The sequence below is a fragment of the Aquibium sp. A9E412 genome (genome assembly GCF_030398335.1).
GTDB lineage: Bacteria > Pseudomonadota > Alphaproteobacteria > Rhizobiales > Rhizobiaceae > A9E412.
On the sequence record NZ_JAOAOP010000024.1, the window covers coordinates 1 to 24,638 of the forward strand.

The 24,638-nt window shown below is 72.4% G+C and carries 25 protein-coding genes; 13 read left to right on the forward strand and 12 right to left on the reverse strand.

Annotation, left to right across the window (positions count from 1 at the left end; translation table 11 throughout):
* From N1F89_RS10760 to N1F89_RS10780, 5 genes are all read left to right on the forward strand, one after another.
* The coding region (locus N1F89_RS10760; RefSeq protein ID WP_290083975.1) for a hypothetical protein at nucleotides 1-229 on the forward strand (229 nt) is incomplete at its 5' end.
* 90 nt (nucleotides 230-319) lie between these two features.
* Complete coding sequence (locus tag N1F89_RS10765) at nucleotides 320-1,234, forward strand: ABC transporter substrate-binding protein (RefSeq protein WP_290083977.1); 915 nt, start codon at nucleotides 320-322, stop codon at nucleotides 1,232-1,234.
* A 42-nt stretch (nucleotides 1,235-1,276) separates the two neighbouring features.
* The gene (locus tag N1F89_RS10770) at nucleotides 1,277-2,392 is read left to right on the forward strand and encodes an ABC transporter permease (protein ID WP_290084065.1); all 1,116 of its coding nucleotides are present in this window, start codon (nucleotides 1,277-1,279) and stop codon (nucleotides 2,390-2,392) included.
* Nucleotides 2,389-3,327, forward strand: a complete 939-nt coding sequence (locus tag N1F89_RS10775) for an ABC transporter ATP-binding protein (protein ID WP_290083978.1) — start codon at nucleotides 2,389-2,391, stop codon at nucleotides 3,325-3,327. Before N1F89_RS10770 ends, N1F89_RS10775 begins: the two co-directional genes overlap by 4 nt.
* Nucleotides 3,324-4,058 (forward strand): ABC transporter permease, encoded by a 735-nt coding sequence (locus tag N1F89_RS10780; RefSeq protein WP_290083980.1) that lies wholly within the window; start codon nucleotides 3,324-3,326, stop codon nucleotides 4,056-4,058. Before N1F89_RS10775 ends, N1F89_RS10780 begins: the two co-directional genes overlap by 4 nt.
* Here the strand turns inward: N1F89_RS10780 and N1F89_RS10785 are convergent.
* From N1F89_RS10785 to N1F89_RS10815, 7 genes are all read right to left on the reverse strand, one after another.
* Entirely contained in the window at nucleotides 4,055-5,512 is a 1,458-nt protein-coding gene (locus N1F89_RS10785; RefSeq protein ID WP_290083982.1) for an FAD/NAD(P)-binding protein, read from the reverse strand. The genes N1F89_RS10780 and N1F89_RS10785 overlap by 4 nt on opposite strands.
* Complete coding sequence (locus N1F89_RS10790; RefSeq protein ID WP_290083983.1) at nucleotides 5,509-6,300, reverse strand: enoyl-CoA hydratase-related protein; 792 nt, start codon at nucleotides 6,298-6,300, stop codon at nucleotides 5,509-5,511. The genes N1F89_RS10785 and N1F89_RS10790 overlap by 4 nt, the downstream gene beginning before the upstream one ends.
* Complete coding sequence (locus N1F89_RS10795; RefSeq protein WP_354670319.1) at nucleotides 6,293-7,645, reverse strand: TRAP transporter large permease; 1,353 nt, start codon at nucleotides 7,643-7,645, stop codon at nucleotides 6,293-6,295. Before N1F89_RS10795 ends, N1F89_RS10790 begins: the two co-directional genes overlap by 8 nt.
* Entirely contained in the window at nucleotides 7,555-8,094 is a 540-nt protein-coding gene (locus tag N1F89_RS10800) for a TRAP transporter small permease (protein ID WP_290083986.1), read from the reverse strand. Before N1F89_RS10800 ends, N1F89_RS10795 begins: the two co-directional genes overlap by 91 nt.
* Nucleotides 8,095-8,181: 87 nt before the next feature.
* The gene (locus tag N1F89_RS10805) at nucleotides 8,182-9,204 is read right to left on the reverse strand and encodes a TRAP transporter substrate-binding protein (protein ID WP_290083988.1); all 1,023 of its coding nucleotides are present in this window, start codon (nucleotides 9,202-9,204) and stop codon (nucleotides 8,182-8,184) included.
* A 23-nt stretch (nucleotides 9,205-9,227) separates the two neighbouring features.
* Complete coding sequence (locus N1F89_RS10810) at nucleotides 9,228-10,808, reverse strand: AMP-binding protein (protein ID WP_290083989.1); 1,581 nt, start codon at nucleotides 10,806-10,808, stop codon at nucleotides 9,228-9,230.
* A gap of 16 nt (nucleotides 10,809-10,824) precedes the next feature.
* Nucleotides 10,825-12,375, reverse strand: a complete 1,551-nt coding sequence (locus tag N1F89_RS10815) for a carboxyl transferase domain-containing protein (protein WP_290083990.1) — start codon at nucleotides 12,373-12,375, stop codon at nucleotides 10,825-10,827.
* A 132-nt stretch (nucleotides 12,376-12,507) separates the two neighbouring features.
* On the opposite strand from N1F89_RS10815, the gene N1F89_RS10820 reads away from it, so the two are divergent.
* The 4 genes from N1F89_RS10820 to N1F89_RS10835 are packed head-to-tail and all read left to right on the forward strand — an operon-like array spanning nucleotide 12,508 to nucleotide 16,472.
* The gene (locus tag N1F89_RS10820) at nucleotides 12,508-14,043 is read left to right on the forward strand and encodes a carboxyl transferase domain-containing protein (RefSeq protein ID WP_290083992.1); all 1,536 of its coding nucleotides are present in this window, start codon (nucleotides 12,508-12,510) and stop codon (nucleotides 14,041-14,043) included.
* A 17-nt stretch (nucleotides 14,044-14,060) separates the two neighbouring features.
* On the forward strand, nucleotides 14,061-14,285 hold the full coding sequence (locus tag N1F89_RS10825) for a biotin/lipoyl-binding carrier protein (RefSeq protein ID WP_290083994.1): 225 nt from the start codon (nucleotides 14,061-14,063) through the stop codon (nucleotides 14,283-14,285).
* Between the two features lie 53 nt (nucleotides 14,286-14,338).
* Nucleotides 14,339-15,085: a GntR family transcriptional regulator gene (locus N1F89_RS10830; RefSeq protein WP_290083996.1), complete on the forward strand. Its 747-nt coding sequence runs from the start codon at nucleotides 14,339-14,341 to the stop codon at nucleotides 15,083-15,085.
* A 31-nt stretch (nucleotides 15,086-15,116) separates the two neighbouring features.
* Nucleotides 15,117-16,472, forward strand: coding sequence for a biotin carboxylase N-terminal domain-containing protein (locus N1F89_RS10835; protein WP_290083999.1), 1,356 nt, complete (start codon nucleotides 15,117-15,119; stop codon nucleotides 16,470-16,472).
* 115 nt (nucleotides 16,473-16,587) lie between these two features.
* Here the strand turns inward: N1F89_RS10835 and N1F89_RS10840 are convergent, their stop codons facing one another.
* From N1F89_RS10840 to N1F89_RS10855, 4 genes are all read right to left on the reverse strand, one after another.
* Nucleotides 16,588-17,808, reverse strand: a complete 1,221-nt coding sequence (locus tag N1F89_RS10840; RefSeq protein WP_290084001.1) for an oxidoreductase — start codon at nucleotides 17,806-17,808, stop codon at nucleotides 16,588-16,590.
* Between the two features lie 7 nt (nucleotides 17,809-17,815).
* Nucleotides 17,816-18,367 carry a L,D-transpeptidase gene (locus N1F89_RS10845; RefSeq protein ID WP_290084002.1) on the reverse strand — a complete coding sequence of 184 codons (552 nt, stop codon included), beginning with the start codon at nucleotides 18,365-18,367 and terminating at the stop codon, nucleotides 17,816-17,818.
* Between the two features lie 60 nt (nucleotides 18,368-18,427).
* Nucleotides 18,428-18,736: a hypothetical protein gene (locus N1F89_RS10850; protein ID WP_290084004.1), complete on the reverse strand. Its 309-nt coding sequence runs from the start codon at nucleotides 18,734-18,736 to the stop codon at nucleotides 18,428-18,430.
* 91 nt (nucleotides 18,737-18,827) lie between these two features.
* Entirely contained in the window at nucleotides 18,828-19,304 is a 477-nt protein-coding gene (locus tag N1F89_RS10855; protein WP_290084006.1) for a DUF305 domain-containing protein, read from the reverse strand.
* Nucleotides 19,305-19,594: 290 nt separating this feature from the next.
* Between N1F89_RS10855 and N1F89_RS10860 the strand changes: the two genes are divergently transcribed.
* Nucleotides 19,595-20,017, forward strand: a complete 423-nt coding sequence (locus N1F89_RS10860) for a cytochrome c (RefSeq protein WP_290084008.1) — start codon at nucleotides 19,595-19,597, stop codon at nucleotides 20,015-20,017.
* A complete protein-coding gene (locus N1F89_RS10865; RefSeq protein WP_290084010.1) occupies nucleotides 20,014-20,499 on the forward strand; it encodes a cytochrome c in 486 nt (161 codons plus the stop codon). Before N1F89_RS10860 ends, N1F89_RS10865 begins: the two co-directional genes overlap by 4 nt.
* An 85-nt stretch (nucleotides 20,500-20,584) precedes the next feature.
* Here the strand turns inward: N1F89_RS10865 and N1F89_RS10870 are convergent, their stop codons facing one another.
* Nucleotides 20,585-20,851, reverse strand: coding sequence for a YMGG-like glycine zipper-containing protein (locus tag N1F89_RS10870; protein ID WP_290084012.1), 267 nt, complete (start codon nucleotides 20,849-20,851; stop codon nucleotides 20,585-20,587).
* A 536-nt stretch (nucleotides 20,852-21,387) separates the two neighbouring features.
* On the opposite strand from N1F89_RS10870, the gene N1F89_RS10875 reads away from it, so the two are divergent.
* Nucleotides 21,388-23,052, forward strand: a complete 1,665-nt coding sequence (locus N1F89_RS10875) for a BCCT family transporter (protein ID WP_290084013.1) — start codon at nucleotides 21,388-21,390, stop codon at nucleotides 23,050-23,052.
* Nucleotides 23,053-23,191: 139 nt separating this feature from the next.
* Complete coding sequence (locus N1F89_RS10880) at nucleotides 23,192-24,409, forward strand: YbfB/YjiJ family MFS transporter (protein WP_354670320.1); 1,218 nt, start codon at nucleotides 23,192-23,194, stop codon at nucleotides 24,407-24,409.
* Nucleotides 24,410-24,638: the final 229 nt, after the last annotated feature.

Consider the following 24,638-nt stretch of genomic DNA (forward strand, 5'->3'; position numbering starts at 1 on the left):
GGCGTCCGCCCGGCGGGGCATGCGCGCGGCGGGCGCGATGCCGGCACCCGCCGTCGCGCGAAGGACCGCTGCTTTCGATCGTCCCCATGATCCGCCGCTGCCGGCCGAAAGGCTGTGCAGCGGCGCCTTTTCCCGCCGGTCCGGCATGGACTTGAGGCGACGCTGCGATATGTCGACGCTCGGGGTCGCATTTTCCGCATGCATGGCCGGTGCGGAATGCGACCTTTGACTGCAACCGGTCGCGCGTCGCAGAGTTACCGGAATCCCGGCGGCCGTCGCAGCGGCCGCAGCCCCTCAGCACAGATCCGGAGGCATCCCCATGAAAACCCTCGTCGCTCTCGCCCTGAGCATCGGCACCCTCGCCGCCAGCGCCGCCTCGGCGCAGGTCGTCGTCTCGTCCAAGATCGACACCGAGGGCGGTGTCATCGGCAACATCATCCTGGAGGTGCTTGAGGATGCCGGCATCGAGACGGAGAACCGGCTGCAGCTCGGCGCCACGCCGGTCGTGCGCAAGGCGATCACCGCCGGCGAGATCGACATCTATCCCGAGTACACCGGCAACGCCGCCTTCTTCTTCAACCGCGCCGACGAGCCGGTGTGGAACGACGCGGCCAAGGCCTACGAGATTGCGCGCGACCTCGACGCGGAGGCCAACGACATCGTCTGGCTGACCCCGGCGCCGGCCAACAACACCTGGGCGGTGGCGCTGCGCCAGGACGTCGCCGAGGAGAACGGCATCGAGACCTTCTCCGACTTCGGCGAATGGGTGAGCGGCGGCGGCACGGTCAAGCTCGTCGCCTCGTCCGAGTTCGTCAACTCCGAGGCGGCGCTGCCCGCCTTCCAGGAGGCCTACGGCTTCGAGCTGTCCTCCGACCAGCTCATCGTGCTGTCGGGCGGCGACACCGCGGCCACCATCCGCGCCGCCGCGCAGGGCACCAACGAGGCCAATGCGGCCATGGTCTACGGCACCGACGGCGCCATCCAGGCGGCCGGCCTCAAGGTGCTCGAGGACGACAAGAACGTGCAGCCGGTCTACCAGCCGACCGCGATCGTCCGCGCGCCGGTGCTCGAGGAGCATCCGCAGATCGCCGATCTGCTGAAGCCGGTCTTCGAGGCGCTGACGCTGGAGACGCTGCAGGAGCTCAACGGCCGCGTGCAGGTCGAGGGCCAGCCGGCCGAGGCGGTGGCGCGCGACTTCCTCGCCGCCAACGGCTTCGTCGACAGCGACGGCTGAGCGCCGCCCGTGGGGCGCAGCCCCGACAAGCTCGGCGTGCCGATGGGCGGCCTGCTGGCCGTCGCGCTGGCGCTGCCGCTGGCCAGCTATCGCGCCAACCGCATCGCTCCGGCCGAGCCGCGCGGGCTGTTCGAGGCGCTGCCGCTGTCGTGGGCGCTCGCCGTCGTCGGCCTGGCGCTCGCCGCGGTCGCCGTGGCGCTCGCCGCGCGCCGTCCGGCGCTGCGCCTCGCCGTCTCGGCGCTGATGCTGCTCGCCCTTCTCATGGCGATCGGCGAGGCGGGCCGCACGCTGTCGGCCGGCGGGGCGCAGTATGCCCGCGTCGCGCCGGGCGTCGGCTTCTGGCTCGCCGCCTTCGCGCTGGCGATCCTCGTCACCGACGCCATCGTGCGGCTGCGGCCGGGGCCGCTCGGCCGGCTCGCCGCGCTTGCCGCCGCGCTCGCCGCGCTCGGCCTGATCCTCGTCAGCGGCCAGTGGGACGGCCTGTCGGTTCTCGCCGAGTACCGCGGCCGCGCCGCCGCCTTCTGGCGCGAGGGCGGTCATCACCTGCAGCTCGCCTTCGGCTCGCTGGCGGTCGCCGTCGCCGCCGGCGTGCCGCTCGGCATCGCCATCCACCGCGCGCGCCGCTTCAAGGCGCCGGTGCTCAACGGTCTCAGCCTGCTGCAGACGATCCCGTCGATCGCGCTGTTCGGCATCCTGATCGTGCCGCTCGGCTGGGTGGCGGCCAACGTGCCGGGCGCCGCCGCGCTCGGTGTCCAGGGCATCGGCATGGCGCCGGCCTTCGTCGCGCTGTTCATCTATTCGCTGCTGCCGATGGTGGCCAACACGGCGGCCGGCCTCGCCGCGGTGCCGGCCGGCGTCACCGAGGCGGCCGCAGGCATGGGGCTGACGCGGCGCCAGCAGCTCGCCTCGGTCGAGCTGCCGCTCGCCCTGCCGGTCATCCTGACCGGCATCCGCATCGTGCTGGTGCAGAACATCGGTCTTGCCACCATCGCCGCGCTGATCGGCGGCGGCGGCTTCGGCACCTTCGTCTTCCAGGGGCTCGGCCAGACCGCGACCGACCTCATCCTGCTCGGCGCGCTGCCCACGGTGGCGCTCGCCTTCGTTGCCGCCGTCGTGCTCGACGCGACCGTCGACCTGCTTCCGGGAGCGCGGCGATGATCCGCATCGAGGGACTGACCAAGGAGTATGCCGGCAAGGCGGTCGTGCGCGACGTCACGATGGCGATCGAGTCGGGCACCGTCACGGTGATCGTCGGCACCTCGGGCTCCGGCAAGTCGACCTTCCTGCGCATGGTCAACCGGCTGGTCGAGCCGACCGCCGGCACGGTCGAGATCGACGGTGTCGACACGCGCCGCATGAAGGCGCACGAGCTGCGCCGGCGCATCGGCTACGCCATCCAGGACCACGGCCTGTTTCCGCACTGGACCGTGGCGCGCAACATCGCCACCGTGCCGCGCCTGCTCGGCTGGCCGCGCGCGCGCATCGCGGCGCGCGTGCGCGAGCTCCTCGAGCTGCTGCAGCTCGACCCCGACGAGATCGCGCCGCGCTACCCGCACCAGCTTTCCGGCGGCCAGCAGCAGCGCGTCGGCGTCGCCCGTGCGCTGGCCGCCCGGCCCGACATGCTGTTGATGGACGAGCCGTTCGGCGCGCTCGACCCGGTGATCCGCGCCAAGGCGCAGGACGACCTCAAGGCGATCCAGGAGCGGCTCGGCTCGACCATCCTGCTCGTCACCCACGACATGAGCGAGGCGATCAAGCTCGGCGACCGCATCGCGGTGATGAGCGAGGGGCGGGTCGAGCAGTTCGCGCCGCCCGCCGACATCCTCACCCGGCCGGCCAGCGCCGTCGTCGAGAGCCTGGTCGGCGAGGAGGACCGGCCGTTCCGCTACCTGTCGCTGCTGCCCATCGCGCCGCTTGTCGAGCCGGGCACGGCCGAGGGGCCGCCGATCGGCACCGGCCACTCGCTGCGCGACGCGCTCGCCGAGATGATCTGGAGCGGCCGCCAGGCGCTGCCCGTGGTCGATGACGAGGGTGCCGCCTGCGGCCGGGTGACGCGCGGCGCGCTGCTTTCGGCGGGGCGGCCGCCGCGATGAGCGCCGTCGTGGCCGCCGCGCTCCGGTTCGCCCTGGTGGCGCTGGTGCTCGCCTTCCTGCTGGTGCCGGACGCCTTCGCGCCGCTGCTCGCGCCCTTCGCGCCGCCCGGCGGGGCGGCGATCTACGACCGGGCGAGCCTGCTGGCGCTCACCGTCTCGCATCTGCTGATCGTCGTCGCCGCCATCGTGCCGGCCGTCGCCATCAGCGTCGGCCTGGCGATACTGGTCAGCCGGCCGATCGGCGCCGAGTTCCTGCCGCTGTCGCGCGCCATCGTCAACATCGGCCAGACCTTCCCGCCGGTCGCGGTGCTGGCGCTTGCCGTGCCGGTGGTCGGCTTCGGCGCCTGGCCGACGCTGATCGCGCTGTTTCTCTACGGCCTGCTGCCGGTCTTCGAGAACGCGCTGGCCGGGCTGACCGGCGTGCCGCCGGCCGTCGCCGAGGCGGCGCGCGGCTCCGGCATGACCGGGCCGCAGCGCCTGCTCCAGGTCGAGCTGCCGCTCGCCCTGCCGGTCATCCTGGAGGGCGTGCGCATCTCGCTGGTCATCGCCCTGTCGACGGCCACCATCGGCTCGACGGTCGCCGCCAAGGGGCTCGGCGAGGTCATCATCGCCGGCCTCAACTCCAACAACCTGGCCTTCGTCTTGCAGGGCGGCCTGCTGACCGGCGCGCTCGCCGTCATCCTCTATGACGGGCTCGGCCAGGTGGCGCGGCTGACCGCCCGGCGCGGCTAGGCGTTCGTCGGCGCGGCACCGCCCGGGCGGCCGAGGGCGCTGCCCGTCAGCGTGCGCAGGATCTGCGCGTTGATCTGCGGGATCGCGGTCAGGTCGCCGAAGCGGCCGCGGGTCAGCGGCCCGAAGGCGACGAGGCGGGGGTCGGTGCCGCCGTCGGCGGCGATCGGCCGGCAGGCCGCATCGACGCCGAGGCCCGCGCCCGTCGGGTCCGGGGCGGCAAGCCCCCTGGCGACGAGCGCGGCGAGCAGCGGGTTGCGGCTTCCCGCCACCTCCGACGTCGGTCCGGTGCAGTTGACGATCGCGGCGAAGCAGCGCGCGCCGGCGGTTGCCGCCGGCCGCCCCTCGGCCAGCCGCACGACGAGGCCGGCGGCGGTCGCCTCGGCCGCGACGCAGCGCGCCCTGGCGAAGGTCAGCCGGCCGGCGCGCTGCGCGTGCTCGACGATCGCCGCCAGTTGTGGCGCCATGCGGTAGCGGTGCGCATCGTAGAAGGCGCGCAGATGGCGCAGCGCCCGGCGCCGCTCGGCAACGGGCAGCGCCGCCCACAGCACGGGCCCGGCATCGCGCAGGTCGTCGAAGGCATCCTGCCACGGCCGGCCCCGGCGCCGCGCCTCGGCGATGTCGGCGCGCACGGCGCGCACGATCGCCGGCAGGCGGTGCGGCACGCCGTGCCGTTCGACGAACAGCGGCGTCGGGCGCAGGAACTTGGCGATGCGGGCCTCCATCGACGGCAGCACGTCCTGCGGGCGCGGCAGCAGGCCGCGCCGCGAGATCGCCGTCACGGTGCCGCGCTGGCCGCGCCGCATCAGCGTCGCCACGACGTCGACCGCCGTCAGCGCGGTGCCGACGAGCAGGACGTCGCCCTCGCGCGGCACCCGGTCGAGCGCGCCCGGCGCCCACGGATCGACCACGAAGCGCGGATCGTCGGCCAGCGGCCGCAGCGGACCGGGAATGGCCGGCGGCTCGAAGCTGGTGCACAGGAAGACCTGCCCGAAGGCGCTCCGCGTCCCGTCGTCCGTCGTCAGGGTCAGCGCGGCGCCGTCCCGCTCGAGATCGACGACGCGGCGGCGATCGTGCACGATGGCGCCGGTGTCCGACGGCGGGCCGCCGTGCGCGGCGAGCTGCGCGGCCATGTAGCGGGCGAACGCGGCGCGCCGGCAGTAGAGCTGCCCGGTCGCGGCGACGGCTTGCGGATCGGCCGCACGCTCGCCGGAGGCGTGATACCAGCGCTCGAAATGCGCCGGATCGTCGGGAAACAGCGACAGAAGGTCGATCGGACCGTTGAAGCGATGGTCGGGATCGTCGGTCGAATAGGCGAGGCCGGCGCCGAGCCGCGCGCGCGGCTCGAAGACGGTGATCGCGCCGGACGGTCGCGCGTGGCGCACGAGATGGATGGCGAGCGCGGCCCCGGTGAAGCCGCCGCCGACAATGGCGATGCGTCCGCCCGGCGCGCTCACCGGCCGCGCCAGTGCGGCGTGCGGCGCTCGACGAAGGCGGCGATGCCTTCGCGCCGATCGTCGCTCGCCATCAGCCGCTGGTGCAGCGCCAGCTCCAGGGCGAGCCCGCTTGCCAGGTCCGTGCCGGCGCCGCCGCGCACGGCGCGGGCGACGGCGCTGACGGCCAGCGGCGGGCTGGTCGCGATCTGCCGCGCGCTCTCGAGAGCCGCCGCCTGAAGCGCGGCCTGCGGCACGATGCGGCCGGCGATGCCGAGCGCGAGCGCTTCCTGCGCGTCGATCTCCCTGCCGGACAGGATCAGTTCCATCGCCCGCTGCGCGCCCACCTTGCGGGCGAGAAACTGGGTGCCGCCCATGCCCGGCATGATGCCGCGCTTGACCTCCGGCAGGCAGAAGCGCGCATGGTCGGCGGCGATCACCATGTCGCACGACAGCGCCAGCTCCGCGCCGCCGCCATGCGCCAGGCCGTTGACCGCCGCGATCACCGGAAACGCGAACGCCTGGCGAATGGTCAGGCCGAGACGGTGCGTGGCGTGCTGGCGGCGCAGCGCCGTGTCGTCGAGCCGGGCGCGCTCCTTCAGGTCGGCGCCGGTGGAGAAGGCGCGCGTGCCCGTCCCGGTGATGACGAGGCAGCGCAGGTCGGGGCGGACGGCGAAATCGCAGAACGCCTCGACCATCGCCTGTCCGGTGGCGCTGGTGATGGCGTTGAGGGCGGCCGGCCGGTCGAAGCGCATCACGGCGACGCCGGCCACAGGCTCCTCGACGACGAGGCCCGATTCGAAATCAGACATGGCTCGGCAACCAGGTGGCAAGGTCGGGGACAAGGATCATGATGAGCCCGTAGACGAGGCCGAGAAGCAGGAAACCCGGCAGCTCGGCAAAGGCCCGCTCGGGCGACAGGCCGATCACCGCCGCGCCGGTGTAGAGGCCCACGCACACCGGCGGCGTCAGCATGCCGAGGCCGATGAAGGCGGCCAGCACGATGTAGAAGTGGATCGGGTCGACGCCGAAGACGCCGAGCCCCGCCAGCGTCAGCGGCACGACCAGGTAGAAGATCGGCACCACCTCGATGAAGGTGCCGAGTAGCAGGCAGGCGGCCGCGACGAGCAGCAGGAACGTGAGCGGCCCGGTGCCGAAGCCGGTCAGGTATTCGATCAGGTGCTGCGGCGCCTGGGTGAAGGTCAGCACCACCGACAGGAACTTGGCCATCGCGATGATGATGAAGATGGCGCTGGTCGCGATCGTCGTGGCGGCGAGCGCCTCGGCGACGCCGCGCACGGAGAGCTGGCGGTAGACGAGAAAGCCGACGATCAGCGCCCAGGCGCTGGCGACCGCCGCCGATTCGGCCGCCGTCAGGAAGCCGCCATAGATGCCGCCGAGCACGATGACCGGCGTGAACAGGGCGGGGATGGCGGCGGTGAAGGCGATGCGCCGCTCGCGCCAGGAGGCGCGCGGCGTGCGCGGCATCGCGCGGCAGCGGAAGGCGACGTAGAGGCTCAGAAGCAGCATCAGCACGATGCCCGGCACGATGCCGGCGGCGAAGGTGCGCGCCACCGGCACCTGGGTGAGCGAGGAATAGATGATCGCCGCGTTGCTCGGCGGGATCAGCGCCTCGAGCAGCGCGGCCATCGCCGCCAGCACGACCACGAAGGGCTTCGGATAGCCGTTCTCGACCATGCGCGGCATCAGGATGGTGCCGATCGCGGTGATGGCGGCCAGCACCGAGCCGCAGAACGCGGCGAAGAAGCCCATCGCCAGCACCATGGCGATGCCGAGCCCGCCGGGCCAGTGGCCGACCAGCGCGACGCAAAGATTGATCAGCCGCGTCGCGATGCCGCCGCGCACCATGACGTAGCCGGCGAACACGAACAGCGGGATGGCGAGCAGGATCTGCTTGGTGATGCCGGCGAACGCGGTCTGCAGCAGCGTCGCCCAGGGCAGGCCGAGCTGCCCGGTGGCGATCAGCGAGCTGCCGATGCCGAACACCAGGAAGATCGGCACGGAGACCAGCAGGAGAACCGTCGACAGGGCGAGCGTGAAGGGGATTATCGCGCGCCTCCCTTGAGCAGCGTCGCCCAGGTCTCCGCGCCGGCGAGCTCGCAGAGCGCCAGCGCGCACTTCTCGACGGAGAACCACAGCAGGATGGCGAAGCCGACCGGGAACGCCGCGTAGATCCACCACAGCGGGAAGTCGAGGCCGGTCTCCGACACCTGGTTCAGCATGATGAAGAAGCCGAGCGCCTCGCTGCCGCCGGCCAGGAAGACGACGCTCGCCACGGCCACCACGAGCCCGACCGCCAGGTCGAGCGCGGCGCGCCGCCGGCCCGTCAGGAGGTTGGGCAGGAAGTCGACCGTCACGTGCTTGTCGCGCCGCAGCAGCACGCCCATCATCGGAAACACGACCCAGGGCATGAGCTGCGGCGGCAGGTCGTTGAGCACGGCGAAGCTGATGCCGATGAACAGCCGCTCGAGCGCCGAGGCGGTGAGGGCGAACACCGCGAAGGCGATGGCCGCGCTGGCCACGACCAGGCACAGCCGGGCAAGAAGCGCACTGAACCGCACATAGGCCACAACGAGCCCGGCCATGGCATCACCCTCCAGTGTCTCGGGCGGCGGCGTCGCGCCGCCCGCCGGACCCTGCCCCCGGCGTGCCGGCGGGCAGGGCGGGGCCGCCTATTCGGCGCCGGTGTAGGCGAGGGCGGCGTCGAGGACATCCTGGCTCACCCGGTCGGCAAGCCGCGGATAGACCTCCTCGCGCTCGAGCCGGCGAAGCCGCTCCAGCTCCTCGCCTTCGAGCGTGTAGACGGTGCCGCCCTTCTGCTCCAGACCGTCGAGAACCTGCGCGGAGGCCGCGTTGATGGCGGCGGTCGATTCGGTCGAGATCTCCGCGCCCACCTCGCGCACCAGCGCCTGCAGCTCGGGCGACAGGTTGTCGAACCAGGCGCCGTTGGCGATGATGTAGCCGTCGCCGAACTGGAAGTAGGGCAGCTGCGCCGACTTGATGAAGTCCCACCAGCTGTAGGCGGCCAGCGCGCCGGGCACGGTGGCGACCGTGTCGATCATGCCGCTCTGCAAAGCCGTGTAGACCTCGCCGGTGGGCAGCGAGACCATGCGCTCGGCCTCGAGCGCCTCCCAGCGCACGCGGTCGGCATCGGTCAGCACGCGGGCGCTGGCGCCGCTCAGCGAGCCGACCGTCGACAGATCCTCGATGGTGGAGAAGACGGCGATCGGGCCGACGGGATTGTAGCCGACGATCCGGATGCGCGCCGAGGTCTCGATCTCCTCGACGATGGCCTGTCCCGCCTCCGTCTCGGCGAAGAAGCCGCGCATCTCCTCGAAGCTGTCGAACAGGCCGGGTACGGCGGTGATGTCGTAGTCGCTGGTCAGCGGCGGAAAGCTGGCGACGCCGACCGCCATGCCGATCTGCACGGCGCCGGACGACACGCCGCCGAGCACCTCGCGGATGCCGAAGAGCTGGCCGGAGGGAAAGACGTCGACCTGCAGCGCGCCGTCGCTGCGTTCGGTCAGCCGCTCGGCGAAGGCGTCGGCGAAGCTCGCGGCCGGGTGGTTCGGCCCCCAGTGGTAGGACAGCTTCACCTGCTGTTGCGCGCCGGCCGTGCCGACGGCGAGGCCGCTGGCCAGCAGCGCCGCCGCGAGGCCCGCCGCGGGGCCGTATCGCATGGATGTCGTGAGCATGGTCTTCCTCCCGGTCCTGTGTTTCAGCTTGGCGCGCCGTGCCCCGCCGCCCCTTCGAGCAGCGCCGCCTTGAGCTCGGCCTTGTTGACCTTGCCGGCCACGTTGCGCGGCAGCGCCTCCACGAAGACGATGCGGCGCGGCTTCTTGTAGCCGGCGATGTGGTCGCGGCAGGCGTCGATGACGGATTCCGGCGTCGGGCGTCTGCCGGGCCTCGCCACGACCGCGGCGACGATCACCTCGCCCCACTCCGCGTCGGGGGCGCCGATCACCGCGGCGTCGGCGAGCTCGGGATTCTGCAGCAGCGCGTCCTCGACCTCGCGCGCATAGACGTTGAAGCCGCCGGAGATGATCATGTCCTTGTTGCGGCCGACGATGTAGAGGAAGCCGTCCTCGTCCTGCCAGCCGACGTCGCCGGTGTAGAACCATCCCTCGCGCACGGTCTCGGCCAGCAGATCCGGCCGGTTCCAGTACTCGACCGCGGCAACGCCCCGCGCCTCGACCGCGATCTCGCCGGTCTCGCCGGGCGGCAGCGGCGCGTCGTCGCGGCCGCGGATGGAGATGCTGACGTTCATCGTCGGCCGGCCGCAGGAGGCCAGCCGCCGCACCTCGTGCGGCGCGCCGTCGAGCACGTGCTCGTGCGGGTAGAGGATGGTGAGCGGCTGCGGGCATTCCGACATGCCGAGATGCTGCCGGAAGACCGGACCGAAGGTCTCGATCGCCCGCCGCAGGACATGCACGGGCGTCGACGCGGTGCCGTAGTTGATGCAGGTGAGCGACGACAGGTCGTGGCGCATGCCGTGCTCGGCGATGTCGTCGAGCAGGCGCACGATCATGGTCGGCACGAGCAGCAGGTGGGTGACGCGCTCGCGTTCGATGGTCTGCTGCAGGAGCTGCGGATCGAAGCGCGGCAGGATGATGTTGCGCGCGCCGCGCAGGTAGTAGGGGATCATGTAGTTGCCGGCCGCGTGCGTCAGCGGTCCGACATGGATCATCGAATCCTCGACGCCGAGCCGGTATTCGAGCGCGGCGAAGAAGTTGTCGAGCCGGTGGCGGGCGCGCGCATGGCTGTAGGCGATGCCCTTCGGCTTGCCGGTCGTGCCCGAGGTGTAGACGATGCGCGTGATCTGCGCGTCGTCCACCGCGACCCGCGGCGGCGCGGGCGAGACGCTGTCGAGAAGCTCGGCATAGCTCGCCGCCCCAGGCGCCCGCCAGCCGAGGCCGACGAGGTGGCGCACCGACGGCGCCCGCCGCACCGCCGCCTCGGCGACCTCCTGGAACTCCGGTCCGGCGATCACCAGCGTGGCGCCGGCGTCGCGCAGGATGTCGGCGTGCTCGGCCACGGTGTGGCGCGCGTTGAGCGCGACGTAGGTGAGCGCCGCCTTGGTGACGCCGAACACGGTCTCGACGCTCTCGATGCAGTTGTTGAGCAGCACCGCCACGCGCGCGCCGGGCTCCAGGCCGAGCGCCATCAGCGCGTTCGCCAGCCGGTTCGACTGCGCCTCGAGTTCGCCGTAGCCGTAGTGCCGCTCGCCGAACTGCAGCGCCACACGGCCGGCAAACTGCCGTGCCGCCCAGGTCAGTTCGTCGCCCGCGATGATCTTCATGCCGTCCGTCCGCCGCCTATTTGCGCATGGTGCGCGGGGCGGTGCCGAGCTGCTGCGGCAGTTGCTCCCACGCCGTTTCGATCCAGTCGCACAGCAGCGGCCGCGTCTCGCGCGGATCGATGATGTCGTTGATGCCGAAGCGCTCGGCCGTGCGGAACGGCGAGGTGAGGGCGCTGTAGCGGCGGTGGAGCTGATCGCGCAGGGCGTCGGGATCGTCGGCCGCCGCGATCTCGCGCCGGAAGGCGGCGGCGATGCCGCCCTCGAGCGGGATCGAGCCCCAGCTCGCCGACGGCCAGGCATAGCGCAGGTTGATGCCGGCGAGCCGGCCGTGCGCGGCGCCGGCCACGCCGAAGGCGCGCCGCACGACGATCGTGCACCACGGCACGCGGCTCTGGTCGATGGCCGCCAGCGCGCGCATCGCCGCGCGCATCGTGCCGGCACGCTCGGCGTCCGGGCCGATCATGATGCCGGGCTGGTCGAACAGAGACACGACAGGCAGGTGGAACGTGTCGCAGAGGTCGACGAAGCTCTCGATCTTCTGCGACGACTTGGCGGTCATCGCGCCGCCGGCGAACATCGGATCGTTGGCCAGGATGCCGACCGGCTTGCCGGCGAGCCGCGCCAGGCCGGTGACGCTCGAGCGGCCGTTGTAGCGGCCGATCTCGAAGAAGCTGCCGGCATCGACGACCGCGTTGATGATCTTGCGCGTCTGGTAGGCGCGGCGGCGCTCGCGCGGCACCGCCTCGAGCAGCCATTCCTCGCGCCGCTCCGGATCGTCCTGCGGCTCCGCCGCCGGCGGCAGGCGGTGCACGTTGGGCGGCAGGTAGGACAGGAAGCGGCGCGCCTGGTCGAGCGCGTCGGCCTCGTCGGCCGCCTCGTTGTCGACCACGCCGGAGCCGCGGGCGTGCACCGCGGCGCCGCCCAGCTCCTCCTTGTCGACGTCGACGCCGGTGCCCTCCTTGACCACGAAGGGGCCGGCGGCGAACACCTGCGCGGTGTTCTTGACCATGATGGAGAGGTGCGCGCCGGCCACCTTGATCGCGCCGAGCCCGGCGCACGATCCCATGGCGATGCCGACGACGGGGATCTCGCCCATCATCCGCGTCATTTCCCAGCTCGCATAGCCGGGCAGCTTGGTCGACGCCTGCTTGTCGAGCAGCTTGACGCTGCCGCCGGCGCTGTCGACCAGCCGCACGAGCGGCAGGCCGAGCTCCAGCGCCATGCGCTCGGCATAGATCCACTTGTCGGAGATCGTCGCCTCGGAGGAGCCGCCGCGGATCGTGAAGTCGTCGGCCGAGACCAGCACCTTGCGGCCGTCGATGCGGCCGGTGCCGATGATCGCGTTGGCCGGCGTGACGGCGGCGAGCGCGCCATCCTCGTCATACTCGGCCGCGCCGGTGAGCGTTCCGATCTCGCGGAAGGTGTCGCGGTCGAGCAGCCGGGCGATGCGCTCGCGTGCCGTCATCTTGCCGGCGGCATGCATGCGCGCGACCGCCTCGGGTCCGCCCATGGCCTCGGCGAGCTGACGGCGCCGCGCGATCTCGTCGACTTCGGACTGCCAGGACATGCTTCCTCCCACCGCGGCGACGCTTCCGCCCGTCACCGTCCGGGGCTTAGCTTCGGTGTCGTCAAGTTGTCAATAGGATTGTTGACAATAAGGCAATCTTATAGGAAGGGTGCGCCGAAAGGGAGGCGAGCCATGGGGTTTCAGCGGCAGCTTGAAGAGCTCGAGGCGCGGCAGCGCGCCGCGCGCGCCATGGGCGGGCCGGACAAGCTCGCCAGGCGCGCCGAGCAGGGGCATCTCGACGCGCGGGCGCGCCTCGACGTGCTGCTCGATGCCGGGAGCTTCCGCGAGGTCGGCCTGCTGGCCACCTCCGTGGTGCCGCAGGATCGCGACAGGACGCCGGCCGACGGCAAGGTGAGCGGTTTCGGCCGCATCGACGGGCGCCGCGTCGCCGTCGTCTCCAACGATCTGACGGTCAAGGGCGCCTCGTCCTCGGCGACCAACGCCAAGAAGATCGCCTACGTCAAGGACACCGCCACCCGCTCCGGCATGCCGGTCGTCTTCCTCGGCGAATCCTCCGGCGCGCGCATTCCCGACGTGATGGGCGCCCAGGCGATGTCGCAGGGCGGCGCCGACCCGCAGCAGTATTGCCGGCGGCGCGAGACGCCGTGGGTGAGCGCCGTCCTGGGGCCCTGCTTCGGCTCGTCGACCTGGTACACCTGCCTGTCGGACTTCGTCGTCATGCGCAAGGGCGCCGTGCTCGCCGTCTCCAGCGCGCGGGTGACCGCGCTTGCCATCGGCGAGACGGTCGATCCGGAGGAGCTCGGCGGCTGGCGCCTGCACGCCGAGGTGACGGGCCTCGCCGATGCCGTCGTCGAGACGGACGAGCAGGCGCTGGCGCTCGTGCGCCGCTTCCTGTCCTACCTGCCCGGCCATGCCGGCGAGGCACCGCCGGTCGCCGAAGCGCCGGCCGAGGACCCCGCCGCCGCCGACCGCCTGCTCGAGCTGGTGCCCGTCGAGCGCAGCAAGGTCTACGACATCCGCAAGGTGATCGGCGCGGTGGTCGATCCGGACAGTTTCCTGCCGGTCAAGGAGCGCTTCGGCCGCGCCGCCGTCACCGGTCTGGCGCGGCTGGCCGGCCGCAGCGTCGGCATCGTCGCGACCAACCCGATGATCCGCGGCGGCGCGCTCGATCCCGCCGCGTGCCGCAAGGTGACGAGCTTCCTCGCGCTGTGCGATTCCTTCCACATCCCGATCGTCATGCTGGTCGACACGCCCGGCTTCCTCGTCGGCGTGGAGGGCGAGCGCAAGGCGGCGCCGGCCCAGATCATGAACATGATGCACGCGCTGCAGCTGTGCTCGGTGCCCAAGATCTCGGTCATCCTGCGCAAGAGCTACGGCCAGGCCTTCCTCAATCTCGGCGGCGGCCGCAACAGCAACGAGAGCGCCGCCTGGACGACGGCCGATGTCAGCTTCATGGATCCCCAGATCGGCGTCAGCGTTGTGCTCGGCATCCGCCGCGAGGACGATCCCGAGGCCTTCGAGGCCGCCCGCGGCCAGCTCACCCGCGGCACCTCGGCCTACGACATGGCGCAGGTCTTCGGCGTGCAGACGGTGCTCGACCCGCGCGACACCCGCGCCTTCCTGATCGAGGCGCTGGCCACCCATGCCGCGGCGCGCGGCGGCGGCCTCGGCCGGCGCGAGCTGAGCGCCTGGCCGACCTACATCTGAGCGAAGGAAGGAACGCCATGCGTGAGATCGTCGTCGAAGCCGAAATCGCAGGAACCGTGTGGAAAATCGAAACGGCCGTTGGCGAGGCGGTCGAGGAGGAGGGTATTCTGATGATCTTGGAGTCCATGAAGATGGAGATCCCGGTGCTGGCGCCCGAGGCCGGAACGCTGGCCGCCATCACCGTGGCGGAGGGCGACACGGTGCGCGAAGGCCAGCCTTTGGCGACGCTGACCGTCGGCTGAACGCGGTGGTCGCCATAGCGGGGCTCGGGCCGGGGGCGAGGGGAGGCAGACCCATGGCATTCGACGACGACGGTCCGGCCGGTCTGCGCTCCGGCGACGGCGAGGTCGAGTACCGCCGGCCGCTGACGCTGCCCGAGCAGATCGCCGAGCAGGTGAGCGACGCCATCCTCAAGGGCCGTTATCGCCCCGGCGACCCGGTGCGCGAGCAGGATCTGGCCGACAAGTTCCAGGTCAGCCGCGGGCCGATCCGCGAGGCGCTGCGCCTTCTGGAGATGGAGGGCGTGGTGCGCATCGCGCCCAACCGCGGCGCCCACGTCACCCGCCTGACGACGGACGAGGTGCGCGACATCTTCGAGATCCGCGCCGCCCTCAGCCAGGTCGCCGTCGGCCACCTCTGCGCGGCCGGCACGCCCGAGGTGATCGCCGCCTTCAAGGCCGGCGCGGCGCGGCTGCAGGAGCTGGCGCAGGACCCCGAGGGACACGAGGACTATGTGCGCCAGAGCGCCGCGCTCAGCCGCATCCTCGCCTCCATCACCCACAACCGGCGACTGACCGGCATGCTCCACTCGCTGGCGCGGCAGACCATCCGCTACACCCAGCTCGGCCTTGCCACGCAGGCGCGGCGGCGCGAATCGGCGCACATCTGGCGACAGGTGGTGGATGCCGTCGCCGCCGGCGATGCCACGAACGCCGGCCGCCACGTCAACCGGCTGATCATGGATTCGCGCGACGCCGCGATCGCCGCCATCGAGCAGGAGGAGGCCGCCGCGGCCGCGCCGCCTGCCCGCGCGCGGCGCTGACGCTGCGCGCTGTTCCGACGAGGAAATCCCGATGAAGCACAAACTGCTTGCCGCCAACCGCGGCGAGATCGCCTGCCGCGTCCTCGCCGCTGCCCGAAGCCTCGGCCTGCCGACCGTCGCCGTCCATTCCGATGCCGATGCCGGCCTGCCGCATGTCGACATGGCGGACGAGGCCGTGCGCATCGGCCCCGCTCCGGCACGCGAGAGCTATCTCGACGGCGCCGCCATCATCGAGGCCGCGCTGGCGACCGGCAGCACGCTCGTGCATCCCGGCTACGGCTTCCTCTCGGAAAACGCCGCCTTCGCCGAGGCCTGCGCGCAAGCCGGGCTGGCCTTCGTCGGGCCCGCGCCGGAGCACATCCGCCTGATGGGCGACAAGGAGAGCGCGCGCGCCTGCGCGATCGCCGCCGGGGTGCCGGTTCTGCCCGGCACCGAGCGGCTGCCCGGCGACCCGCAGGCCGTGCTGGAGGCCGGCCGGGCGGTCGGCTACCCGCTGCTGGTCAAGGCGGTGGCCGGCGGCGGCGGCCACGGCATGCAGCGCGTCGACGACGAGGACCGGCTGCTCGCCGCTGTCGAGCGCACGCGCGGTTTCGCCGCGCGCATCTTCCACGACGACGGCGTCTATCTCGAGCGCTTCCTGGTGCGCGCGCGCCATGTCGAGGTGCAGGTCTTCGGCTTCGGCGCCGCGGGCGCGGTGCACCTGTTCGAGCGCGACTGCTCGCTGCAGCGCCGCCACCAGAAGGTCGTGGAGGAGGCGCCGGCACCCGGCCTGTCGGCGCAAACGCGGGCGCGCATGACCGCCGTGTCGACCGACCTCGCCGCGGCGATCGGCTATCGCGGCGCCGGCACGGTGGAGTATCTCTTCGACCCCGACAGCCAGGCCTTCTACTTCCTCGAGATGAACACGCGCATTCAGGTCGAGCATCCGGTGACCGAGATGGTCACCGGCGTCGACCTGGTGAGCGCGCAGATCCGCCAGGCGATGGGCGAGGACCTCTCGGCCGCGCTCGCCCAGCCCGGCATCGCGCTGACCGGCGCCAGCGTCGAGGCGCGGCTTTATGCGGAAAATCCCGACAAGCGCTTCCTGCCGTCGCCGGGTCCGCTCGCCAGCTTCGTCCTGCCGGCGATGCCCGGCGTGCGCGTCGACGCCGGCTATCGCGAAGGCAACGAGATCGGCACCCACTACGACCCGCTGATCGCCAAGCTGATCGCCCACGCCGACACCCGCGAACAGGCGCTCGACCGGCTCGTCGCCGCGCTGCGCGCGACACAGATCGCCGGCATCGTCACCAACCGCGACTATCTGGTGCGCCTGCTCGACAGTCGGTCGGTGCGCCAGGCGCGCGCCCACACCAGAACGATCGAGGAGGGCATCGAGGCGGGCTGACCGCCCGGCGCGGCCAGAGCGGTTTCGGGCGAAGTGGCAACCGGTTCGCAGTTCGGAAACGCATGAAAACAATGCGTTAGAGCCGTTCTGCGATTCCGTGAAACGCAGAACGGCTCTAGGTCGCGTTCGCCGGCGGCGGGCCGAAGCGCGCGCGCCACAGCGCCACTCGGGCTGCGTCGCGCGCCCGGTAGGCGTCGAGCGCGGCCGCCGGATCGGCCGGCGCCGAGGCGCCGCCTTCGGCCAGCGCGGTCAGCCGCATCGTGTACCACGCGGTGATGCCGCCCTCGGGGCTTTCGCCGAAGCGCGGAAAGCCGGGGTCGCCGCCTTCGGCCGTCCGCCAGCGTCGCGGCAGCGCCGGGTCGAGCACCAGGGCGCGCGCCAGGCCGACGACGTCGACCGTGCCGCCGGCGACCGCCGCGGCCGCCTCGGCGCGCGTCTTGAAGCCGCCGGTCAGCATCAGCGGCGTGCGCGTGCGCTGCCTGGCCGCCGCGGCGAAGGCGCCGAAGTAGGGGCCGGCCGTGCGCCGGTCGGAGGCCGCCGCCGCGCCGGGAAAATAGGTGCCGCCGCTGATGTCGATCAGGTCGATGCCGGTGGCCTCGAGCGCGGCGACGACGGCGAGCGCCTCGTCTTCGGCGAAGCCGCCGGCGAGCTGGTCCGTGGCGTTGAGCTTGACGGCGACGGCGAAGCCCGCGCCGACCGCGTCGCGCACTGCCTCCACCGTCTCGATCAGAAGCCGCATGCGGTTGGCGAGCGGCCCGCCATAGGCGTCGCCGCGCCGGTTGAACAGCGGCGACAGGAACTGGCTGAGCAGGAAGCCGTGCGCGGCGTGCAGCTCGACGCCGCCGAAGCCGAGCCGCTCGGCCTGCGCGGCGGTCCGCGCGAACAGCGCCGGCAGCGCCGCCACCTCTGCCTGCGTCAGCGCCGCGCAGGCGAGCCCCGGGAGGTCGAGCGCGCTCGGCCCCTTCGGCGTGCCGATCGGCGGATGCGCCAGCGCGCCGGCATGGCCGAGCTGCAGCCACAACCGGCTTCCGTCGGCCGCGCCGCAGCGCGCCAGCGCCGCGAAGCCGGCCGCGTCGGCGCCGGGCGCCAGCACGAGGTTGCCCGGCTTTTCGGCAAAGTGCGGGTCGCCCTGCACCTCGCCGACGACCGACAGCGCCGCGCCGCCCGCCGCCCAGCGCGCATAGAGCCGGCGCTGCGCGCCGGTCGGGTTGCCGCGGCCGTCGCCGAGCGAATCCGACATCGCCGCCTTGGCGAGCCGGTTCTTCAGGACGACGCCCGAGGGCAGCGTCAGCGGCCGGAAGAGTGCGGCCGCCGCCGCGCCGCCGGCCTCAGCCATCGGCATCTCACAGGACGACGACCTGCGCGCCCACCGGCACCCGCTCGTAGAGATCGACGACGTGGTCGTTGATCATGCGGATGCAGCCGTTGGACACCGACCGGCCGATCGAGCCGGGCTGGTTGGTGCCGTGGATGCGGTACATGGTGTCGCGCCCGCCGCGGTAGAGATAGAGCGCCCGTGCGCCGAGCGGGTTGCCCGGACCGCCGGGCACGCCGCCGGCATAGCGGGCGTATTTGTGCGGCTCGCGGCGGATCATGTTCTGGGTCGGTGTCCAGCGCGGCCACCTGGCCTTGCGGCCGACCACCGCGCCGCCCTTGAAGGCGAGCCCGGCGCGGCCGACCCCGACGCCGTAGCGCCGCGCGCGGCCGCCGGAAAGCTGCAGGTAGAGGAAATGGTTGCCGGTGTCGACGACGATGGTGCCCGGCGGATGGCCGCGGTAGCGCACCGTCTGCGGCAGGAACTTCGGGTCGAGCCGCACGGGATGGGCGAGCGCCGGGGCGGCCGGCGCGAGCGCGGCGGCGGCCAGGCCGGCGAGGAAACTGCGTTTCGTGATCATGACGAACCTCCGAAGGCTGAACGTGGCGCAAGCGCCGCGCATGCGGCGCAGCGTGGCGGATCAACCCCCGATCGGCGGGCGGAAGCGGGCCTCGGCGATGGCCAGCGCGCGCTGGCCGGAAGCGGGCGCTTCGCCCGGTGCGGCGTTGCGCGGCGGCAGGATCGCGGCCGCCGGCGGCGTGCCGGCGCACTCCCACACGCAGGCGCCGCTGCCGTGATGGGCGGCGCTGTCGCCGCTCGGGCAGCCGGCGACCTCCTGCGCGTGCTGCGTGACCGCCGGTTCGCCGGCCGTCGCCGCGGCAGCCCCGCCGCTGCCGGGCCATGCGGCAAAGATGACGAGAACGGCCAGCGTCATCGAAAGGGCGAGCATGCGCATCATGCCTTCTTCTATGACAACTCGCCCGCCGAGGCCAGTTTTCCGGCCGGCGCCGGGCGCCCCGGCGCTGCCGGCGGCCCCCAGTCTAGCGGCCGTCGATCTCCGGCGTGGCCGGCGGGCCGCCCTTCAGGTCGGCGATCAGCGCCTTCATCTCGGCGATTTCCAGCCGTTGCGCCTTGATGATCTCGTCGGCGAGCTTGCGCACGCGCGGATCGGAGATCTCGGAGCGCTCGCTGGTCAGGATGGCGATCGAATGGTGCGGGATCATCGCGCGCATGTAGGAGACGTCCTGCACCGTCGTCTGGCTGCGCACCAGGTAGAGCGACACGGCAAACAGCACCAGGCTGCCGGCGACGATCGACAGGTTGATCGCGCGGTTGGTGTACATCGACAGCATGAAGGCCAGCATGACGATGGCCATCGTCGCGCCCATCAGCAGCGCCATGTAGGTGCGGGTCTCGCTGAAGATCAGGTGATCGAAGGCATAGGTGTTGAGATACATCAGGCCGAACATGATGACGGTCGCCGTCGCGACCATCGCAAGAAATCGCCAATAGGACATCGGATCCTCTTTTCGCTTCTGTGTCGTGGCGCAACGCGCCGGCGCTGCAGTGACAACGGCCTTCCAGCGCGGGAAGGTTCCCGCTGCGGGCAGGGCGCCGGCCGCGCTTGACCTTCCACCGGCGGGAAGCGCTAGGGAATCCGCTCCCAGCCTGCCAGCGCGCGGACCGGCGCGGTGGCGGGCGAGGTGGATCGGACGAGACCGGAGACGAGTGCGACCGTGAGCCCGCTACGCTTCGCCCGCCGTGACCGACCGCGCCGGTCCGCGTCGCTTCGGCCGGACCGCCGCGCATGAGCAACCGTCGCCTCGTCGCCGCGGCCGCCCTGGCGCTCGTTCTCGTCGTCGGCTGGTATCGGCTCTCGGATCGGGGGCCCGAGCGCGGCGGCAGCGGCGCGCCGCTCGCCGCCGTCGCCGTGCCCGACGCGCTCGATCCGCAAGCGCGCGCCGGCCGGGCGCTGTTCGAGGCCAACTGCGCCGAGTGCCACGGTCCCACGGCGGCCGGCCGCGACGGCTACGGCCCGCCGCTGGTGCACCCGATCTACGAGCCGGGCCACCATGCCGACGCGGCCTTCGATCTGGCGGTTGCCAACGGCGTGCGCGCGCATCACTGGCGCTTCGGCGACATGCCGCCGGTGGCGGGCCTGGCACCGCGCGAGGTCGGCCGCATCACGGCCTATGTGCGGGCGCTGCAGCGCCACAACGGCATCGAATGAGCCGCCGCGCGATCGTTTTCGCCGTCGTGGCGCTGGCGCTGCTTGCGGTGGTTCTGGCGGTGCTCGCTGCGCCGGCGCTGTTCGACCGGCAGGCGGAGGGCCGGCTGCTGCGGCCGGACGATGCCGGCCTCGTCGCGCTCGGCGCGCGCGTCTACGCCGCGCAGTGCGCATCCTGTCACGGGGTCGAACTCCAGGGCGAGGCGGACTGGCAGACGCCGGGCCCCGACGGACTGCTGCCGGCGCCGCCGCACGACGAGACCGGCCACACCTGGCACCATCCCGACCGGCTCCTGTTCGACATCACCAAGTATGGCGTCGCCGCGGCGGCCGGGCTGCCCGACCATCGCTCCGCCATGCCCGCCTTCGAGGGGCTGCTGTCGGACCGCGAGATCGTCGCAGCGCTGTCCTACATCAAGTCGCGCTGGCCGCAGGAGGTGCGTCGGCGGCACGACGCGCTCAACGCCCAGGCCGCGCCGCGCTGAGCGGACGGCCGACACGCAAAACGGCGCCCCGGCTGGCTGCCGGGAGCGCCGCTTCGCGCTGTGGCGCCGGCGGTGCCGGCTGCGGTCAATAGCCGGCCGGGCAGTCGTCGACGTAGCGGCGGCCGTATTCGTCGCGATAGACGCACTGGTCGCGTCCCTCGGCCGCCCGGCCGATCAGCGCACCGGCGATCGCGCCGGCCGCGCCGCCGATGACCGCGCCCTCGACGTCGTCATTGGCGACCGCGGCGCCGATCGCGGCGCCCGACGCCCCGCCGATGGCCGCGCCTTGCTGGGTCTGCGTGCATGCGGCCACGGGCAGCATGAGCACGGCGATCAGGGCGATTTTCTTCATAAGCTCTCTCCTGCACGGTATGGTCGTCCCCGGCAACAACGTTGCCGCCGGCCGCTGGTTCCACTGGCGGGGGCGGGGCAAATCCGCGCCGGCCCCGCGCCCGCCCGGCGACCGGCCGGGGCGAGCGATCCGAGCCGCCAATCGCGGCGTTTGCGAGGCAAGGCGCGCGACGGCGGCAGCGGCGGCTGCCGCTCGGGCGGCCCGACACCCGTCTGCGCCCGCCGCGCTAGCGGTGAAAGCCGGAGAAATCCGCCCGCGCGCTTTGAACTGCTGCGCCTTCTTCCGTTAGTGTCTGATTCCGTAGCGCACGAGGTCGCATACGGGCGGACGGGGACCGCCGCGAGGCGTCACCCTTGCGATCGGGTGCGAGAATGGCGCTGCGGACGTGCTGCGCCCGCCGCGCATCCCAGGCAACAAGGAGGGTATCATGATGCACATTCAAAGGGGGGCCGCCGCGTGCCGCCGCCTTGCCCGTCGTCGGCGTTCGCACACGCTTTGCGGACCGGGCACCGCACGCCTATGGGAGGACCATGACCATGGCTGACGTTTTCGAAGAAGCCCCCAACCCGGTCGACACCGACTACAAGGTCGGCCAGGACAATGTCCGCGTTCTCGGCCTCGACATCCACAACCCGGTGTTCTTCGTCTCCGCGGTGGTGATCGTCGCCTTCGTCATCTTCGCGCTGATGTTCAAGGACGGCGCCGACGCCTTCTTCAACGGCGTCGACGTCAGCGAGACGGTGGCCGCCGGCTCGTTCTGGGACCTCGGCCTGCGGGCCTGGCTCACCAGCACCTTCGACTGGCTGCTGCTGATCGCCGGCAACCTGTTCGTGCTGTTCTGCCTGTTCCTCATCGTCTCGCCCTATGGCGGGGTCAGGCTCGGCGGGCCGGACGCCACGCCCGACTACAGCTATGCCGGCTGGTTCGCGATGCTGTTTGCCGCCGGCATGGGCATCGGCCTGATGTATTTCGGCGTCTCCGAGCCGCTGTCGCACTACGGCGCCTCGCTCGGCGGCGTCGCGGCCGAAGGCGGCGCACGCACCGACTGGGCGCCGCTCGGCGCGGCCGGCGGCAACCCGGAGGCGGCCAGGGAGCTCGCCATGGCGGCGACGATCTTCCACTGGGGGCTGCACCCCTGGGCGATCTACGCGGTCGTCGCGCTGGCGCTCGCCTTCTTCTCCTACAATCGCGGCCTGCCGCTGACGCTGCGCTCGGCCTTCTACCCGCTGCTCGGCGAGCGCGTGTGGGGCTGGCCGGGTCACGTCATCGACACGCTGGCGGTGTTCGCCACGCTGTTCGGTCTGGCGACCTCGCTCGGCTTCGGCGCCACCCAGGCGATGGCCGGCATCAACTACCTGCTCGGCACCGAGGGCGGCGACACGTCCAAGGTCGTGCTGATCCTGGTCATCACCGCCGTCGCGCTGGTGTCCGTCGTGGCCGGTCTCGACGCCGGCGTGAAGCGGCTGTCGGAGATCAACATGGTGCTGGCGTTCCTGCTGCTCGGCTTCATCTTCCTGGTCGGGCCGACGATGGTGCTGCTCACCGGCTTCTTCGAGAACACGGTGGCCTATGTCGCCAATCTGGCGCCGCTGTCCAACCCGTTCGGCCGTGAGGATCTCAACTTCATGCAGGGCTGGACGTCGTTCTACTGGGCCTGGTGGATCTCCTGGTCGCCCTTCGTCGGCATGTTCATCGCCCGCGTGTCGCGCGGCCGCACGGTGCGCGAGTTCATCACCTGCGTGCTGATCGTGCCGACCGTGGTCAGCATCGTCTGGATGTCGACCTTCGGCGGCGCGGCGATCGAGCAGGTGATGGCCGACGCCGAAGCCGCCGTGGGCAGCGTCTCGCAGGACCTGAAGCTGTTCGTCATGGCGCAGGCCTACCCGCTGACGCAGATCGTCTCCTTCGTCGGCATCGTGCTGGTGATCGTGTTCTTCGTCACCTCCTCGGACTCCGGTTCGCTGGTGATCGACACCATCACGGCCGGCGGCAAGGTCGACGCGCCGGTCGCCCAGCGCGTGTTCTGGGCCATCTTCGAGGGCCTGGTCGCCATCGCGCTGCTGCTCGGCGGCGGCCTCGGCGCGCTGCAGGGCGCGGCGGTCGCCACCGGCATTCCCTTCGCGCTCATCCTGCTGGCCATGATGTACGCCACCTTGCGCGGCGTGGCCGAGGAACGGCGCCTGGAAGCCGCCGCGGCCTGAACCGGGCCTGCGAACGGACGCCGGCAGCCCCGCCCCCGCGGCGGGGCTGTCCTTTTTTCGGCGGTGCGGCGCCGCCGTCGCGCCCGGCATGATGGCCCGGCCGCGCCGACGCGCGGCGTCACCGGGCGGACAGACGGCGATGTCCCTCTCGGGCGCCTTGGTCTACTGTCGGCCGGCCATGCCGCCCGCTTCTCCCGCACCCTGGCGCCAGGCGCTCGCCGGCGCGCTCGCCATGGCCGTTGCCATGGGCATCGGCCGCTTCGTCTTCACCCCCATCCTGCCCGGCATGATGGCCGGCCTCGGCCTGTCGGCCGCCGATGCCGGACTGATCGCCTCGGCCAACTATCTCGGCTATCTGCTCGGCGCGCTGCTGGCGGCCGGCGGCTGGGCGGAGGGCCGCGAGCGGCCGCTGGTGGTGGCCGGGCTGGCCGCCAGCGCCGGGCTTGCCGCCGCCATGGCGCTGAGCGACGCGCTCGTCGTCTTCCTGCTCGTGCGGCTCGCCGCCGGCGTGGCCAGCGCCTTCGTCATGGTGTTCATGTCGAGCCTGGTGTTCGCGCGCCTGGCCGCGGCCGGGCGTGGCGACCTGCAGGCGGTGCATTTCGGCGGCGTCGGCGCCGGCATCGCCGTCTCCGCGCTGATGACCGGCGCGCTCGACCTGGCCGGCGCCGGCTGGCCGGCCGGCTGGCTGTGGGCGGGCGTCCTGTCGGCGCTCGGCCTGGCGGCGGTGCTGGCGCTCGCCGATCGCGCGCCGCGCACGGGACCGCGGCCGCCGCGCGAGCCGGCGCTGCCGCGCGACCCGGGCCTGCGCCTGATCGTGCTCGCCTACGGGCTGTTCGGCTTCGGCTACATCGTCACCGCCACCTTCCTCGTCGCCATCGTGCGCGAGGGTGCCGGCGGGCGGCTGTTCGAGCCGGGCGTGTGGCTGGTCACCGGGCTGGCCGCCGCGCCGTCGGTCTGGCTGTGGGCGAAGGCGGCCCGGCGGCTCGGCCTGACCGCCACCTTCGCCGTCGGCTGCGCCGTCGAGGCGGCGGGCGTGATGGCCAGCGTGCTGGTGCCGCAGCCGGCCGGGCCGCTTGTCGGCGGCGTGCTGCTCGGTGGCACCTTCGTCGCCGTCACCGCGCTCGGCCTGCAGGCCGGCCGCCGGCTCGCCGGCGACGCGCCGCGCCGGGCGCTGGCGCTGATGACCGCCGCCTTCGGCACCGGCCAGATCCTCGGGCCGATCGTCGCCGGCTACGCCACCGACCTGACCGGCAGCTATCTCGCCGCCTCGCTGGCCGCCGCCGCCGCGCTGGTGCTGTCGGCGGCCGTCGCCTATCCCGCGGGGCGCCTGCGCGCGGGCGGCGCGGCCGGCGCCTGACATTGCCACGGCGTCGCCCGAATTCTCGCACTTTTGTGTGATTGTCGTGAGCGCGCTCCAGCCCTACCATCGCCAGAGCGTTTCCAGGCGAGGTGGACACCGGTTCGCCGTCCGGAAACGCGGCACAACAACAAGTTTGAGCCGATCTGCGATTCCGTGAAGAGCAGAACGGCTCGAGAAGCCGGTCCGCGCGGCGCGCGGCCCGTCTCCAGCCTGCAAATCGAGCCCC

What these genes read in the sequence shown, in the direction of transcription:
- N1F89_RS10850 (WP_290084004.1), bottom strand. Translation starts at nt 18,736, where the DNA reads ATGCTCGCCCTTTCGATGACGCTGGCCGTTCTCGTCATCTTTGCCGCA.
- N1F89_RS10870 (WP_290084012.1), bottom strand. Translation starts at nt 20,851, where the DNA reads ATGAAGAAAATCGCCCTGATCGCCGTGCTCATGCTGCCCGTGGCCGCA.
- N1F89_RS10775 (WP_290083978.1), top strand. Translation starts at nt 2,389, where the DNA reads ATGATCCGCATCGAGGGACTGACCAAGGAGTATGCCGGCAAGGCGGTC.
- N1F89_RS10830 (WP_290083996.1), top strand. Translation starts at nt 14,339, where the DNA reads ATGGCATTCGACGACGACGGTCCGGCCGGTCTGCGCTCCGGCGACGGC.
- N1F89_RS10865 (WP_290084010.1), top strand. Translation starts at nt 20,014, where the DNA reads ATGAGCCGCCGCGCGATCGTTTTCGCCGTCGTGGCGCTGGCGCTGCTT.
- N1F89_RS10845 (WP_290084002.1), bottom strand. Translation starts at nt 18,367, where the DNA reads ATGATCACGAAACGCAGTTTCCTCGCCGGCCTGGCCGCCGCCGCGCTC.
- N1F89_RS10875 (WP_290084013.1), top strand. Translation starts at nt 21,388, where the DNA reads ATGGCTGACGTTTTCGAAGAAGCCCCCAACCCGGTCGACACCGACTAC.
- N1F89_RS10780 (WP_290083980.1), top strand. Translation starts at nt 3,324, where the DNA reads ATGAGCGCCGTCGTGGCCGCCGCGCTCCGGTTCGCCCTGGTGGCGCTG.
- N1F89_RS10860 (WP_290084008.1), top strand. Translation starts at nt 19,595, where the DNA reads ATGAGCAACCGTCGCCTCGTCGCCGCGGCCGCCCTGGCGCTCGTTCTC.
- N1F89_RS10840 (WP_290084001.1), bottom strand. Translation starts at nt 17,808, where the DNA reads ATGGCTGAGGCCGGCGGCGCGGCGGCGGCCGCACTCTTCCGGCCGCTG.
- N1F89_RS10805 (WP_290083988.1), bottom strand. Translation starts at nt 9,204, where the DNA reads ATGCTCACGACATCCATGCGATACGGCCCCGCGGCGGGCCTCGCGGCG.
- N1F89_RS10800 (WP_290083986.1), bottom strand. Translation starts at nt 8,094, where the DNA reads ATGGCCGGGCTCGTTGTGGCCTATGTGCGGTTCAGTGCGCTTCTTGCC.
- N1F89_RS10820 (WP_290083992.1), top strand. Translation starts at nt 12,508, where the DNA reads ATGGGGTTTCAGCGGCAGCTTGAAGAGCTCGAGGCGCGGCAGCGCGCC.
- N1F89_RS10765 (WP_290083977.1), top strand. Translation starts at nt 320, where the DNA reads ATGAAAACCCTCGTCGCTCTCGCCCTGAGCATCGGCACCCTCGCCGCC.
- N1F89_RS10880 (WP_354670320.1), top strand. Translation starts at nt 23,192, where the DNA reads ATGTCCCTCTCGGGCGCCTTGGTCTACTGTCGGCCGGCCATGCCGCCC.
- N1F89_RS10855 (WP_290084006.1), bottom strand. Translation starts at nt 19,304, where the DNA reads ATGTCCTATTGGCGATTTCTTGCGATGGTCGCGACGGCGACCGTCATC.
- N1F89_RS10835 (WP_290083999.1), top strand. Translation starts at nt 15,117, where the DNA reads ATGAAGCACAAACTGCTTGCCGCCAACCGCGGCGAGATCGCCTGCCGC.
- N1F89_RS10825 (WP_290083994.1), top strand. Translation starts at nt 14,061, where the DNA reads ATGCGTGAGATCGTCGTCGAAGCCGAAATCGCAGGAACCGTGTGGAAA.
- N1F89_RS10790 (WP_290083983.1), bottom strand. Translation starts at nt 6,300, where the DNA reads ATGTCTGATTTCGAATCGGGCCTCGTCGTCGAGGAGCCTGTGGCCGGC.
- N1F89_RS10770 (WP_290084065.1), top strand. Translation starts at nt 1,277, where the DNA reads ATGGGCGGCCTGCTGGCCGTCGCGCTGGCGCTGCCGCTGGCCAGCTAT.
- N1F89_RS10810 (WP_290083989.1), bottom strand. Translation starts at nt 10,808, where the DNA reads ATGAAGATCATCGCGGGCGACGAACTGACCTGGGCGGCACGGCAGTTT.
- N1F89_RS10815 (WP_290083990.1), bottom strand. Translation starts at nt 12,375, where the DNA reads ATGTCCTGGCAGTCCGAAGTCGACGAGATCGCGCGGCGCCGTCAGCTC.